Source organism: Geothrix oryzae, from assembly GCF_030295385.1.
GTDB classification, from domain to species: Bacteria; Acidobacteriota; Holophagae; order Holophagales; family Holophagaceae; genus Geothrix; species Geothrix oryzae.
The window spans coordinates 1,326,717-1,339,925 of the sequence record NZ_AP027079.1 but is presented as its reverse complement, the minus strand read 5'-3'; the positions used below and the strand labels follow the sequence as shown (position 1 = coordinate 1,339,925).

Annotated in this window: 12 protein-coding genes and 1 tRNA gene; 6 read left to right on the top strand and 7 right to left on the bottom strand. The window is 68.5% G+C overall.

Annotated elements, in window-relative coordinates; translation table 11 throughout:
- Window positions 1-17: 17 nt before the first annotated feature.
- Window positions 18-1,247: a hypothetical protein gene (locus QUD34_RS06150; RefSeq protein WP_286355719.1), complete on the bottom strand. Its 1,230-nt coding sequence runs from the start codon at window positions 1,245-1,247 to the stop codon at window positions 18-20.
- Window positions 1,248-1,428: 181 nt separating this feature from the next.
- Here QUD34_RS06150 and QUD34_RS06145 point away from each other — a divergent pair, with 181 nt between their 5' ends.
- The 3 genes from QUD34_RS06145 to QUD34_RS06135 all read left to right on the top strand — a co-directional run bounded on the left by QUD34_RS06145 (window position 1,429) and on the right by QUD34_RS06135 (window position 4,869).
- Entirely contained in the window at window positions 1,429-1,884 is a 456-nt protein-coding gene (locus tag QUD34_RS06145; protein ID WP_286355718.1) for a MarR family winged helix-turn-helix transcriptional regulator, read from the top strand.
- Window positions 1,877-3,748 carry a chloride channel protein gene (locus tag QUD34_RS06140; protein ID WP_286355717.1) on the top strand — a complete coding sequence of 624 codons (1,872 nt, stop codon included), beginning with the start codon at window positions 1,877-1,879 and terminating at the stop codon, window positions 3,746-3,748. Before QUD34_RS06145 ends, QUD34_RS06140 begins: the two co-directional genes overlap by 8 nt.
- 83 nt (window positions 3,749-3,831) lie before the next feature.
- Window positions 3,832-4,869 (top strand): hypothetical protein, encoded by a 1,038-nt coding sequence (locus QUD34_RS06135; RefSeq protein ID WP_286355716.1) that lies wholly within the window; start codon window positions 3,832-3,834, stop codon window positions 4,867-4,869.
- Window positions 4,870-4,916: 47 nt separating this feature from the next.
- On the opposite strand, the gene QUD34_RS06130 is transcribed toward QUD34_RS06135, so the two are convergent.
- Window positions 4,917-4,993 (bottom strand) — tRNA-Arg (locus tag QUD34_RS06130).
- Window positions 4,994-5,010: 17 nt separating this feature from the next.
- Window positions 5,011-6,243: an FAD-dependent oxidoreductase gene (locus QUD34_RS06125; protein WP_286355715.1), complete on the bottom strand. Its 1,233-nt coding sequence runs from the start codon at window positions 6,241-6,243 to the stop codon at window positions 5,011-5,013.
- A gap of 50 nt (window positions 6,244-6,293) precedes the next feature.
- On the opposite strand from QUD34_RS06125, the gene QUD34_RS06120 reads away from it, so the two are divergent.
- Window positions 6,294-7,514, top strand: a complete 1,221-nt coding sequence (locus tag QUD34_RS06120) for an MFS transporter (protein ID WP_286355714.1) — start codon at window positions 6,294-6,296, stop codon at window positions 7,512-7,514.
- Window positions 7,515-7,524: 10 nt separating this feature from the next.
- On the opposite strand, the gene QUD34_RS06115 is transcribed toward QUD34_RS06120, so the two are convergent.
- Genes QUD34_RS06115 through QUD34_RS06100 form a run of 4 tightly spaced genes read right to left on the bottom strand, consistent with a single transcriptional unit; the run spans window position 7,525 to window position 10,173 of the window.
- Window positions 7,525-8,253, bottom strand: a complete 729-nt coding sequence (locus tag QUD34_RS06115; RefSeq protein ID WP_286355713.1) for an SDR family NAD(P)-dependent oxidoreductase — start codon at window positions 8,251-8,253, stop codon at window positions 7,525-7,527.
- Window positions 8,250-8,888 (bottom strand): DUF502 domain-containing protein, encoded by a 639-nt coding sequence (locus QUD34_RS06110; protein WP_286355712.1) that lies wholly within the window; start codon window positions 8,886-8,888, stop codon window positions 8,250-8,252. The genes QUD34_RS06115 and QUD34_RS06110 overlap by 4 nt, the downstream gene beginning before the upstream one ends.
- Window positions 8,885-9,532 (bottom strand): CDP-diacylglycerol--glycerol-3-phosphate 3-phosphatidyltransferase, encoded by a 648-nt coding sequence (pgsA, locus tag QUD34_RS06105; protein WP_286355711.1) that lies wholly within the window; start codon window positions 9,530-9,532, stop codon window positions 8,885-8,887. Before pgsA ends, QUD34_RS06110 begins: the two co-directional genes overlap by 4 nt.
- A 35-nt stretch (window positions 9,533-9,567) precedes the next feature.
- Window positions 9,568-10,173 carry a hypothetical protein gene (locus QUD34_RS06100; RefSeq protein ID WP_286355710.1) on the bottom strand — a complete coding sequence of 202 codons (606 nt, stop codon included), beginning with the start codon at window positions 10,171-10,173 and terminating at the stop codon, window positions 9,568-9,570.
- A 16-nt stretch (window positions 10,174-10,189) separates the two neighbouring features.
- Here QUD34_RS06100 and queG point away from each other — a divergent pair, with 16 nt between their 5' ends.
- Both queG and speA read left to right on the top strand, forming a co-directional pair.
- Window positions 10,190-11,134, top strand: a complete 945-nt coding sequence (gene queG, locus QUD34_RS06095) for a tRNA epoxyqueuosine(34) reductase QueG (protein WP_286355709.1) — start codon at window positions 10,190-10,192, stop codon at window positions 11,132-11,134.
- Window positions 11,135-11,225: 91 nt separating this feature from the next.
- Window positions 11,226-13,115: a biosynthetic arginine decarboxylase gene (gene speA / locus QUD34_RS06090; RefSeq protein ID WP_286355708.1), complete on the top strand. Its 1,890-nt coding sequence runs from the start codon at window positions 11,226-11,228 to the stop codon at window positions 13,113-13,115.
- Window positions 13,116-13,209: the final 94 nt, after the last annotated feature.

Sequence of the window (13,209 nt, the reverse complement as noted above, 5' to 3'; positions counted from 1 at the left end):
AGAGGAGGACCTGGCTCTTAGAGCCCCAGGGCCCTGGGCAGCCGGGGGCTGGAGATCAGATCGACGAAGACCGCCCAGCGCCGGTCTGGGTGCTCGGCGGTGCCGCCCCGCTTCTCGACCCACTCGCGCACGAGCTGTTCGCCGAGGTTGTAGTTGATGACATAGCTGCGATAGGTGTCGATGAAGCGGAGGCGCTGGGCCGCCTGGGCCGGGCTGCGCAGAGAGTAGCGGACCAAAAAGGCCTCGGCTTCCGCCCGGTCGAGGCGGCCATCCAGATAGCCCCGGGCGGCCTCATTGTCGGCGAAGGCGAGCACCTTCAGCTCCGCCTGCACCTGCGCCCACCGCTCGGCTTCGGCGGGATCGAGGCCCGCCAGGGGGAAGAGCACCTCGCGCTCGAAGGCCTGCTTCTCCCGGCCCGGGAAGGCCACCTCGATGCCGAAGTTGGCGGTGCCTTCGGCGATGAGGGACTGGGGCGAGAACAGCGGATAGACCGTGAACTCCACCCAGCCCCGCCCCTGCGGCGGTCCTTGGGCGAAGCGCTGCTCCAGCAGGGCGTTGTAGACATGGTGGCCCGGGTAGCCTTCGTGGGCCGCCAGATCCAGGGCCCGGTCAATGGCGATGGGCAAATCCAGGTTCACCTGGATCACCGAGGTGCCCCTCCCCTGGTACCAGTTGTAGGCCGACCAGGACTTGCCGGTGACATACTCCACGCGGAAATGATCGGAGGCCGGCAGGACCGCATGGGCCCGGGTGCGTTCCCGGGCCTCCGCGATGGCCGCCTGGAAGACGGCATCGACCCGATCGCCGGGGATGAGAACCCGCTCCCGCGCCTCCTGGTATCGGTCCTGGACCGTGCCGGGGCCAGCCAAGAGATGGTCCAGCCGGGTCAGGGCCGACTCGAAGACCGCTTGTGGAATGCCGGGAGGACGGACTTGATAGAGCGCCTCGGCCTCGTCGTCGAAACTGAAGCGATGACCCGCGAGGCGGTCCAGGTGGGCCGCCACGGCCTGGAGCTGACCGAGGAGATAGTCGCGGCGCAGGAGTTCATCGGCTGGTGTGGCGGCGGCCACCCCATCCTGGATCCGGCGCGCCTCGGCCCTCAATTCGGGAAGGGTCCGTGGACTCCCGGCCTCGGCGGTCTCCTTCCACGACGGCGGACCGTAGTAGGCATCCACGAAATGGGGGTCGTGGCGCCCCACCGCCAGCACCAGGTTCACATAGGCGGCAGCCCACTCTGAAAGATGCATGCTCATCCGCGCCCCCAAGTCCGTTCGCCCAGCAGCCCCATCCTAGCCCGCCACCCTCGCCCCGGGTCCAGAACCCGGGTGCTGTCGCGGGAGCCGTTCATCTGCTACCGTATCCAATTGTATGGGATCCCAATCATCATCTCCAGCCGCCGACATCACCACCCGCCGGATCCTCCAGTCCTTGCGGGCGATCGTCAGGGACCTGCGCCGCGCCTCCGTGTCCTGCGAGAAGCAATTCGGGCTGAGCGCGGCCCAGCTGTTCGTACTCCAGACCCTACGCAGTCAGCCGGGCATGAGCCTGGGGGAGGTGGCCGAACGGACCGCCACCGACCAGAGCTCAGTTTCGGTCGTGGTCCGGAAACTGGAGGAGAAGGGCCTCGTCCAGAAACAGACCTCCAGCCAGGACGCCCGCCGGCTGGAGCTCAGCCTGACCCGGGGCGGAAAGCGCCTCGCCGAGAAAACGCCACCGGCCGTCCAGGATCTCCTGATCCAGAGCATCACGGACCTCTCCATCCATGACCGGAGGCTGCTGGCGGAGCTCCTGGACCGGATCGCTCCCTCCGGAACCGGAGAGCAGCCCATGTTCTTCGAAGAACCGGCGCGCGAGGGAACGGGAAGGAAGAGCGATCATGAGTGACCGGGCCCCATCCCAAGGGATCCACGGTGACGGGCTCCCCGTCTCTCCGAGCCTGGAACCCTCCCTCCAGAACGCCAGGATTCCCCTCGTCACCGCGGTCATGGACGGCCGGGCCGCCTTCATCGGGCTCCTCGCCATCGGGCTGGGCGTGGCGGCGGGGTACCTCGCCGAACTGCTCGTCAGACTGATCGGCCTCGTCACCAATCTGGCCTTCCATCATCAGATCTCGACGGAGCTCACCTCTCCCGCCGGCCATCACCTCGGCTGGCAGGTGATCTTCGTGCCCGTCCTGGGCGGGATCCTCATCGGCTTTTTGGCCCGCTATGGCTCCAGGGCCATCCGGGGCCATGGCATTCCCGAGGCGATGGAGCAGATCCTGCTCAACGAGAGCCGCATCCCGGCCCGGATCACCCTGCTCAAGCCGCTCTCCGCCGCCATCGCCATTGGCACCGGCGGCCCCTTCGGCGCGGAGGGCCCGATCATCGCCACTGGCGGCGCCCTCGGCTCGTTGCTGGGGCAGCTGCTCCCGACCACGGCGCTCGAACGGAAGACGCTGCTGGCGGCCGGTGCCGCTGCGGGCATGGCGGCGACTTTCGGATCTCCCGTCTCCGCCGTGCTGCTCGCGGTGGAACTGCTCTTGTTCGAGCTCCGGCCGCGGTCCATCATCCCCGTGGCCCTGGCCAGTGTCGCCGCTACCGCCGTCCGCTATTCCCTCGTGGGCATCCGGCCGGTGTTTCCGATGCCCCTCCTTTCCACCCCCAATGGCCTCTCCCTCGCGATCTACATCGCCATCGGCGCGGTGGTGGGCGTCGCCTCGGTGGGGGTGACCCGGGCCGTCTACTGGATCGAGGATGGGTTCGAGCACCTTCCCATCCACTGGATGTGGTGGCCTGCCCTCGGAGGGCTCGCCGTGGGGGGCATCGGCTACTTCGTCCCCCGGACCCTGGGCGTCGGTTACGACAACATCCAGGCCATCCTCTCGGTGCAGCTGGTCGGGAGCACCCTCCTGATGCTGTGCCTGGCCAAGTTCCTTTCCTGGGCCATCGCCCTCGGAAGCGGCACCTCGGGCGGTACACTCGCGCCCCTGTTCACGATCGGCGGCGCCCTGGGCGGCCTTCTGGGCGGGCTCGTCGCATCCCTGCTTCCGAAGGTCGGCGTGGATCCCGGAATCTGCGCCCTGGTCGGGATGGCAGCCATCTTCGCCGGAGCCTCGCGGGCGATGCTCGCCTCGGCCGTTTTCGCGTTCGAGATCACCTTGCAGCCCCTGGGCCTGCTGCCCCTCCTGGGCGGGTGCGCCGCCGCCTACGGGATTTCGGCCCTGATGATGCGAAACAGCATCATGACGGAGAAGCTGACCCGCAGGGGCCTCCGCGTCCCGGAAGAGTATTCCGCCGACTTCCTGGACCACATCCTGGTGAAGGAAGCGGCCTCGAGAGAGATCGTGACCCTCGACGCAGCCCAGAGCCTTGAAGCCACGAGGCGGTGGCTCGAGGCAGGGGCGGATGGCTCCACCCACCATGGCTTCCCCGTGGTGGAGGGGGACGGAACCGTGATCGGTGTGCTCACGCGCCGCGATCTGCTGGAATCCAGCTGCTCCCCTGAATCGGCCCTCCGCAACCTGCTCCACCGCGAGCTGGCCGTGGCGTTCGAGGGGAATTCGATCCGGGAGGCGGCCAACCACATGGTGCGGGAGGGAGTCGGCCGGCTTCCCGTCCTGGATGAAGACGCCAAGCTCGTCGGCATCCTCACGAGAAGCGACTTGCTGGAGGCCCACGCAAGTCGGCTGAGGTCGGCCGAACGAACTGAGCGCACCTTCAAACCCAGGTGGGGCGCAGGCGAGCCGGAAGCGCCGGAATGCCCCTGATGCCCCGTGGAAGCTTCGCCCAGCGGACTGCCAAGCCAGTCCCCGTGCCCGTCGGGCCTGATCCCCGCTCCGGATTCCCGACCGTGGCAAGCGGCCTCGGAAGGCCGCACATCGCCCCTCCCCCGTCCGCCGAGCCGTCCCTGGCCTCCCTGATCCACCTCCTGCACGAGGCCGCTGACCGCCTTCAGCGACACGGCCTGACCTCCCACCAGCGCATCCGTCTCCTTCGAGGCCTCTACTACGGAACCTCCCACAGCCTCGACTTCGAGCGGCGGAGCAGCTGGATGCGAACCTGTGGCTTCAGCATCTATCTGCAGAGTTGCCCGCCTCCCGATCCCACTCCGATGCTGGGAACCTCCCTGGTCCGGGCCCTGAAGGATGCAGCCGTCGTGTGGCACAGAGACCGCTGGCTGGATGCCGGCCACGCCCTCGTCGGTCTGGAGGCCCGCACCCGTCTCGGTCCCTCGCGTCTGCCCTTATGGGGCCAGGGGGGTACCGGTCTAGAGCTGAGCACCTGGCTGGGCGATCTCGGTGGCGCGGCGGGCCTGTTGATTCTGCAGCGCCTGGAGGACCCGATGGCCCGGGCCGTGCCATGGCTGTTCTCAAAGCACACCTATGACCTGCGGCCCAACCTGGAAGGGGATGTGGCGGGCTACCTGGTGGCCCGTGACCCTCTCATCACGGACCGCCTCTCGGTGCTGAAGCCGCCGGACTTCGTGAGCGTCGCCCGGGCCCTGGAGGACTACACCCGGAGGCTGGCCTCCGACTGGCCCGATCGCTGGGGCCTCTTCATCCGCCTCCTCGGCGGGCGGATAGGGCCGGCGAACGACCACCTGCTTGATCGCAACGATCTCCTCGCCAGGATCCAGACCAAGACACGCAGGTTCACGGTCTGGTATCTGCTTTACCGCTTGAAGCATGCGAAACGGGTTTCGCGAGCCACGCTGGTCGAGGCCTCCCGTCATGTGGAAGGCGCCGCCACCGAGCTTTCCGAGCTGTTCCTGGCGGTGCTCGAGCAGGGGCTTATGCCGGGATCCACCCTGGATCTCCCGGACCTGCCAGCCAGTCCGCCCGGACCACCCCGGGGCCTCCTCGCCTTCGGCCGCCCAGGAGGCATCTGACCAGAAGGCTGGATAGAAGAAAGCCCCCGATTTGACGGGGGCTTAAGTGGTGGTCCCGGAGCGACTCGAACGCCCGACCCTCAGATTCGTAGTCTGATGCTCTATCCAGCTGAGCTACGGGACCGCACTGAAGGAATGATTCTACCGGATCTCCGCCGGCTGTCCATCCCAAAGCCGCAGAGGCTCGGTCCTGGAGGCTTCGCACCGGATCCCGGTGAGGTCCGTGGCCAGGTGATCCATGAGGGCCCGGGCCGTGGTGAGCTTGCCGCCCAGCACGAGGGTGAGGTTCTGGAAGCGCGCATGCCGCTCCAGGACCGCCTCGCGGCTCAAGTGGGTGGTGACTCCGCCCGCGGCCACCAGGGGCCGGACGCCCAGCTCCTCAGCCCGCACCGGCAGGCTCCGCCAGGGGATGGCCGGCAGGCAGGCGCCCAGGGCCTCGAACAGCTCCGCCCGCTCGGCCTCGAGGATAGGCACCCATCCGTCGTCCACCTCTCGCTCCGTGGTGCCCACCTGGAGCATCCCGTCCCGGGGGATCACGAAGAGGATGCGGCCCTTGGGCCGGCGGATGGCCCAGGGCCGCTCGCAGCCGGGGACCGCGTCGAACCAGAGGTGAATGCCGGACGACAGGCGCAGCCGCTTGCGGCTTTCCCCGAACCACTGCGCCATGGCGCCGTCCGTCCAGGGCCCGAGCGCGAAGACCCAGCGGCGCGCGGCGAGCCGGCGGGCCGTCCCGTCCCTCCGGTCCCGCAGGCGCAGGGCCTTCAGGCTCGCGCCGGCGTCCTCGAAGCCTTCGGGTTCGTGGAAGTCGAGGCGGAGCGCCCCGCTGGAGGCGGCCAGGTCCCGCGTCAACTCGCGATCCCAGGTCATGAGGTCGGCATAGGCCGTGGCGCCGCGGAAGGGTCCCTGGATGCTGCGGGGATCCGCCTCGAAGGCCGCCCGCGGCACATGGCCCAGATGGAGCGCCGGCGGCCAACCCGGGCGCTCCGCGCCCCAGTGGTCGTAGAGCCCGATGCCGATCCGGTGGGCCAGGCCCTCCAGCCCGAACCGATGGGGCATCCAGAAGGCCTCCCAGCGACAGCGGTGGGGCGCGATGCGCGCCCAGGTGGCGCGCTCGGCAAGGCCCTCCCGCATCTGGCGGATGTCGCCCGTGAGCATGTAGCGGATGCCGCCGTGCAGCAGCTGGCTGGACCACTGGCTGGTGCCGCCGCCCACCTCGCCCCTGTCCACCAGCGCGCAGGAGACGCCCCGCAGCGTCAGTTCCCTGGCCAGCGCCGCGCCGTGGATGCCGGCGCCGAGAATGGCCACTTCCACTTCGAGCGCGGGGGGCAGGCCGCAGGTGCCTTGGGGTGGCGCGGGCCAGGGGCTGTCGGTCATGGGCACCTCGGAAGCAGTGTGGCGCGTCCCCGTGATTCAATGAAGCCACCATGAACCCGACGCGCCTCCGCTCCGTCCTGAACCTCACCGTCCTGGTGGCCGCCCTCGGCTACTTCGTCGACATGTTCGACCTGCTGCTCTTTCCCATCGTGCGCCAGCCGAGCCTGACCGCCCTGGGCGTCCCGCCCGGCCTGCAGATCGAGGTCGGCGCCAGCCTCCTGAATTGGCAGATGGCGGGCATGCTGCTCGGCGGCATCTTCTGGGGCGTGCTGGGCGACAAGAAGGGGCGGCTCTCCACCCTCTTCGGGAGCATCGCCCTCTATTCCGTGGCGAACCTCGGCAACGCCTTCGTCCAGTCGGTGCCGGCCTACGCCATGTGGCGCTTCCTGGCGGGCCTGGGGCTGGCGGGCGAACTGGGCGCCGCCGTGACCATGGTCTCCGAGATCCTTCCCAAGGACCTTCGCGGCTACGGCACGGCCATCGTGGCGGCCGTGGGGATCTTCGGCGCCGTGACGGCCAAGCTGGTGGGGGATTTCTTCCCCTGGCGCATCACCTACGCCGTGGGCGGCGGCCTTGGCGTGGCCCTGCTCTTCCTGCGGGTGGGCATCCGCGAGAGCTTCATGTTCGCAAAGACGCACGAGGCCACGGTGACCCGCGGCGACTTCCTCAGCCTCTTCACGGACTGGGGCCGCCTGGGGCGCTATGTCCGCTGCATCCTCATCGGCCTGCCCACCTGGTTCGTGGTGGGCATCCTCATCACCTTCTCCCCCGAGTTCGCCCCAGTGCTGAAGGTGACGGGCCCCGTGAGTGCGGGGACCGCGGTCGCCTTCTGCTACACGGGCATCACCCTCGGCAGCGTCCTGAGCGGCTTCCTGAGCCAGGCCTGCCACACCCGCAAGAAAGTCGTCGGCTGGTTCGTGGCCGGGGCCCTGGCAGGCGTCGGCGTCTACCTCACCGTCCGGGGCCTGACGCCGGGGCTGTTCTACCTGCTGGCGGGCTATCTGGGGCTGGCCACCGGCTACTGGGCGGTCTTCGTGACGGTGGCCGCCGAGCAGTTCGGCACCAACCTCCGGGCCACGGTCGCCACCACCGTGCCGAATTTCGTGCGCGGCGCCGTCCCCCTCATCACCGGCGGTTTCCTGGCCTTCCGGAGCTCTCTGGGCCTGGTGGGATCCGCCTGGGCCGTGGGCCTCGTCTGCTTCGCCCTGGCCTTCGGCGCCCTGTGGGGCCTGCCGGAAACCCACGGCCGGGACCTGGACTTCGTGGAATAGCAACGCGGGCCTAAAAGACGGCGTCCGCCCCGCCGTCGATCGGGATCACGGTCCCCGTGGTCCATCCGCTCTCACCGCCCAGCAGGTGTGCGGCCAGGGCCGCCACCTCCGCTTCCGTGCCCAGGCGCTTCAAGGGATTCACGGTGGACAGCTCCGCGAGGTCGCCCGCGGGGTCGGCGCTCGCAGCCAGGCGGGCCTCCACCATCGCCGTGCGGATGGGGCCCGGGGCGATGGCGTTGCAGCGGATGCCCCTGGGCGCCCACTCCAGGGCCAGCACCTTCGCCAGCATGTGGACGCCGGCCTTAGCCACACTGTAGGCGGCGCTGTCGGGGATGGCCCGCAGGCCGATGTTGGACCCCACCAGCACCACGCTGGCGCCATCCTTCAGCCTCGATCCCAGATGGTGGGCCATGAGCCAGGGGCCGCGCAGGTTGGCGGCGATCATGGCGTCGAAATCCGAGATCGGAGTGGATTCCACCGAGCCCGTCAGAAGTTGGCCCGCGTTCAGGAAGAGTCCATCGAAGGTTGGACAGTCCCTGGCGAAAGCCGCCACCGCCGCCTCGTCCGAATGATCGAAGGCGACATGCTGCGCGTCCGGCAGGGTCTCCTGAAGGGTCTCGAGGCGACGCCCCACCAGCACCAGGTCCGCCCCGCGATCCTTGAACAGCCGGGCCGCCACCCGCCCGATGCCGCTCCCGGCACCCGTGACGAGGAGGCGCCTGCCCTGGAGGGCGCTCAAGGCTGCTCCGGGACCCGTCCGGTGCCGCGCGGAGCCCGGGCCGGCACCACCACGCCGCCGCTCACCGCCCAGGTCAGCGCCTGGTCGGCGCTCAGATCCACCGGACGGACCTTCGTGGTCTCGATCATCACGACATAGCCCGAGGTCGGATTCGGGGCCGTGGGCACATAGACCGCCACCATGGATTCCCCGCCGGCCACGGCCCAGGAGCAGTCCCGATGGGCCACGAAGCCCAGCGTGAACGAGCCCGGATGCGGCCACTCGACGAGGACCACCTCCTTGAAGCTGCCGCCCTGCCCCGACTGGATGGCCCCCATGAGCTGCCGCGTGGCGCCGTAGATGGTCTTGACCACGGGGACATGCATCATCAGCTCGTCCAGCCAGTCCAGCAGCTGGCGTCCCACGAAGTTGCCCACCAGGGCCCCCACCAGGAGGAGCAGCAGGCCCGTGGCCAGGGCCGAGAACAGCGCCAGCCCCCAGGTCGGGGGGTCGGGGAGCTGGATCGCGTGGGCCAGCCAGGTCAGCGGCCCCCGGAAGATGCCCACCAGCGCGGTGAAGATGCCCTTGAGGATCCAGACGGTCACCACCAGGGGAAGGAGGGTGAACAGGCCGGCGACGAGGTATTTGCGGATCATTCAGAGTCCTTGTGCCCGGTGAGGCGGCCATCTTCGGCCATGATGCGGGGTCCTACCACTTTCCAGAACCCGTGGAAGTACGACATCGCGCTCCAGATGGCCAGGATCACGGCGCCCCAGAGCAGCAGCACGCCCATGCCCCAGAAGAAGCTGTAGGGCCGGTTGAGCTGGATGAACAGGTGGAAGATGTCCTTGTGGGTCCAGTCGTAGAGCCAGTAGTCGAGGCGCGGGCCGAGGATGAGGCAGGAGATGGCCGCCACCTGGAAGCCCATCTTCCACTTGCCGATGGTGCCCGCGGGGATGGTCATGCCTTCCTCGCTGGCGATGCCGCGCAGCCCGGTCACGGCGAACTCCCGGGCCAGGATGATGAAGGTCATCCAGGCCGGTGCCAGGTTCAGCTCCACCAGGGAGATCAGGGCCCCCGAGACCAGCAGCTTGTCCGCCAGGGGATCGAGCAGCTTCCCCAGCGTGGTCACCTGCTTCCAGCGCCGGGCGAAGTAGCCATCCAGGGCGTCCGTGATGGAGGCGGCCCAGAAGACCAGCACGCCGATGACCTCGTGGTTGGTCACCTTGGTCATGAGGACCACGACCAGGACCGGGACCATGAGGATCCGCGCAAGCGACAGGAGGTTGGGCAGGTTCATGGCGGACGGTCGGCTCCGCTTCCAGCCTACCGCGATTACAGGACCGTGACCCCGCCCCGCGCCAGCAGCTTCTGCCAGACCGCATCCGCCATGAGCTCGAACCCGCCGGCCCCGGTTCCATCTCCGGTACCTGCCCCGGTGCAGGCATGGGCGAGACTCGCCACGGAGACCCGCACGGGGATGCCCCGGGCCTGGAGCGCCTCGAAGGCCGCCACCGCCAGGGGGTCCTCGAGCAGTTCCACGGCCTGGTGGGCGAGGCCCATCCAGGGAGTGCCCGAATCCAAGTGGGACAAGGTCTCCAGGAGCAGCCGCCGGCCCAGGGCCCGGTCTCCCGGCGCGAAGGCGCTGCGGAGCAGGAGTACGGGCGGGATGGCGGGCGGGGCGGGCGCCGGCGGGGCACTGGCGGGGAGGGAAGCCGGAACCGCCCCCGCGGCCACCAGCAGCTCCCACTGGGGGCCCTGCTGCACCAGCCGGGCCACGCGCCCCTGTTTCTCGAGGAAACCGGCCACATTGATGCGCAGCATCTCGTCCTCGCCGAGAATGCGCAGGGCCGCCCCGGGCTGTTCGGCCAGGAGCGAGCGCAATTCCAGCAGGGCCTGGAAGACCGTGACATCGAGCAGTTCGAGGGTGAGGATATCCATGGGAGGTGGCCTTCGCGTGCCAGTTGAACACCCGGATCCACTGGCGTTCAAGGCCTGGCTTCGCTCCGAGGCCCTTTCCGCGGGTTTCGCCCGGGTGGGTTTCGCCGACGGGGGCCCCTTCGAGGCCGAACGGGCGCGCCTGGAGACCTGGTTCGCCCAGGGCCGGGGGGCCCTGTTGCCCTACCTGGGGCCCGCCACGCTCCTGGACCCCCGCGCCCTGTGGCCCCAGGCCCGCTCGGCCCTGGTGGGCTTCTTCCCCTATGCCCGGCCCGGGGCCATCCCGGGCGCGGCCCCGGACAGCCTCAAATTGAGCCGCTACCTGTGGGGACCCGACTACCACATGGTCATGAAGCCCCGGCTCGCCCGGGTGCTGGAGGCCGCCCAGGCCCTCTGGCCGGGCCTGGAGGGCCGCGTCTGCGTGGATACGGCGCCGCTGCTGGAGCGCCAGCTGGCGGCCCGCGCGGGCTTGGGCTGGCAGGGCAAGCACACCCTCCTCATCGCCGGCAAGGACGGCTCCTGGGGCTTCCTGGGCGTTCTGCTGCTATCCGTGGACCTGCCGCCGGACGAGCCCTTCCTGACCGAACAATGCGGGTCGTGCACGGCCTGCCTGGAGGCCTGCCCGTCCGGAGCCCTGGAGCCCTTCCGGCTGGATCCGGCCCGCTGCCTCACCACCTACACCATTGAAACCGAGGCCGAGCCCCCTCCGGACATCGCCGCGGCCCTGGCCAGCAGCCGCTGGGCGGCGGGCTGCGACGCCTGCCAGGAGGCCTGCCCCTGGAACCGGGCGCCGGTCTGGGGCGATCCGGCCCTCTGGGGCGGCCCCAGCCCCCTCCACACCCGGGCGGCGGCGGACCTTCCCCGGGGCGCGGCCCAGTGGCGGAAGCTCACCCGGCGGACGGCCCTCCGGCGCGTCCGGGACCGCCATTGGCGGGCCACGCTGATCCGGATCCTCGGGGCCTGATATTTTCATTGGAAATGTTGGGTTTTTCCCATATAAACGAACTTCCGGCCAAAGGTGGCCGCCCCGGTTTGAGGAGGCCCCTCGGATGCCCATGAAGCACTGGACGGTCCAGGACGCCGTGACTTTGTACGGCGTGAAGGAGTGGGGGAGCGGCTACTTCGGCGTCAACGCCAAGGGCCATCTGGAGATCACCCCCACCAAGGACGAGTCCCTCAGTTGCGACGTCTACGAGATCGTCCAGCATCTGAAGAAGAAGGGCATCCGCACTCCTGTGAACCTGCGCTTCCCGCAGGTGCTGGCCCACCGCGTCGTCGAGGTCAACGAGGCCTTCCGCCACGCCATCATCGAGTTCGGCTACGAAGGCGGCTACCAGGGCGTCTATCCCGTGAAGACCAACCAGACCAAGGAAGTGGTCGAGGAGATCATCCGGGCCGGGAACAAGTACCACTACGGGTTGGAAGCCGGTTCCAAGCCCGAGCTCATGATCGCCCTCAGCCTGGACCTGCACCCCGAGGCCCTGGTCCTCTGCAACGGGTACAAGGATGAATCCTTCATCCGCATGGCCCTGCTGGCCCGCAAGGCCGGCCGCAAGGTGGTCATCACCGTCGAGAAGATGACGGAGCTGCCGCTGATCCTGAAGGTGGCCAAGGAGCTGAAAGTGGAGCCCCTCATCGGGCTGCGCGCCAAGCTCAACGCCCAGGGGTCGGGCAAGTGGGAGACCAGCGCCGGCGACCACGCCAAGTTCGGCCTCACCACCCGCGAGATCCTCGACGCCATCGAAGTCCTGGAGAAGCGCGACCTGCTCGACAGCATCATCGAGCTGCACTTCCACATCGGCAGCCAGATCACGGACATCCGCAAGATCAAGTCGGCCATGAAGGAAGCCACCCGCATCTACGCCAAGCTCCGCAAGATGGGCGTGCCCATCCGCTACCTCAATGTGGGCGGCGGCCTGGGCGTGGACTATGACGGCAGCAAGACCACCTTCAGCAGCTCCATGAACTACACCATCGCCGAGTACGCGGCCGATGTGGTCTACACCACCAAGGACATCTGCACCCAGGAGCAGGTGCCCATGCCGGACCTGCTCAGCGAATCGGGCCGCGCCATCGTGGCCTATCACGAGGTGGTGGTGGTGGACATCATCGGCCTCATCGACACCACGCACACCAAGTACTCGGTGACCCTCACCGGGAACGAGCCGCAGATCCTCAAGGAGCTGGCCTACACTCGGGACAACATCTCCGTGAAGAACTTCGCCGAGATGTACCACGACGCCATCACCCAGAAGGACGAGCTGCTCACGCTCTTCAACCTGGGCTATCTGGGCCTCGAGGATCGCAGCAAGGGCGAGACCCTGTTCTGGGAGGTCTGCCGGAAGCTCTCCCGCATCCTCAGCAGCAAGAGCCTGAAGTATGTGCCCGAGGAATTCCAGGACCTCAACAAGAGCCTGGCGGACAAGCTCATCGCCAACTTCAGCATCTTCCAGTCCATGCCCGACCACTGGGCCATCGAGCAGCTCTTCCCCGTCATGCCCATCCACCGGCTGAAGGAGAAGCCCGCCCTGTCGGCCACCCTGTGCGACATCACCTGCGACAGCGACGGGAAGATGGAGAAGTTCATCGATCTGAAGGATGTCCGGGACGAGATCCCGTTCCATGAACCCCGGGGCGGCGAGGCCTACTATGTGGCCTTCTTCCTCACGGGCGCCTACCAGGACATCCTGGGCATGCGGCACAACCTCTTCGGCGCGCCCAACGAGGCCCACATCGTGGTCCACGAGGACGACACCTTCAAGATCCAGCACATCGTGAAGGGCGACACCGTCGATCATGTGCTGCGCAGCGTCCACTACGACCCCGATGTGCTCATCCAGGGGCCCCAGACCAAGCGCAAGGCCAGCGCCAAGAACGATGCCGCCGAGGCCCTCCGCGCCCTGCTGACGGAAGAGCGGAAGCTCCACACCTACCTGGAAATTTGAGCCTTTAGAGGTCGTAACAAAACCCCGCGACACCGCGCGAGGGGCGCCGGGCGAGCGAGGCCAGGAAGGCGAGGTGAGCGTAGCGGGTACTACG

Excerpts from the sequence above, each read along its gene's own strand:
- QUD34_RS06150 (WP_286355719.1), bottom strand. The coding sequence starts at position 1,247 with ATGCATCTTTCAGAGTGGGCTGCCGCCTATGTGAACCTGGTGCTGGCG.
- QUD34_RS06140 (WP_286355717.1), top strand. The coding sequence starts at position 1,877 with ATGAGTGACCGGGCCCCATCCCAAGGGATCCACGGTGACGGGCTCCCC.
- speA (WP_286355708.1), top strand. The coding sequence starts at position 11,226 with ATGAAGCACTGGACGGTCCAGGACGCCGTGACTTTGTACGGCGTGAAG.
- QUD34_RS06125 (WP_286355715.1), bottom strand. The coding sequence starts at position 6,243 with ATGACCGACAGCCCCTGGCCCGCGCCACCCCAAGGCACCTGCGGCCTG.
- QUD34_RS06110 (WP_286355712.1), bottom strand. The coding sequence starts at position 8,888 with ATGATCCGCAAATACCTCGTCGCCGGCCTGTTCACCCTCCTTCCCCTG.
- QUD34_RS06100 (WP_286355710.1), bottom strand. The coding sequence starts at position 10,173 with ATGGATATCCTCACCCTCGAACTGCTCGATGTCACGGTCTTCCAGGCC.
- QUD34_RS06120 (WP_286355714.1), top strand. The coding sequence starts at position 6,294 with ATGAACCCGACGCGCCTCCGCTCCGTCCTGAACCTCACCGTCCTGGTG.
- pgsA (WP_286355711.1), bottom strand. The coding sequence starts at position 9,532 with ATGAACCTGCCCAACCTCCTGTCGCTTGCGCGGATCCTCATGGTCCCG.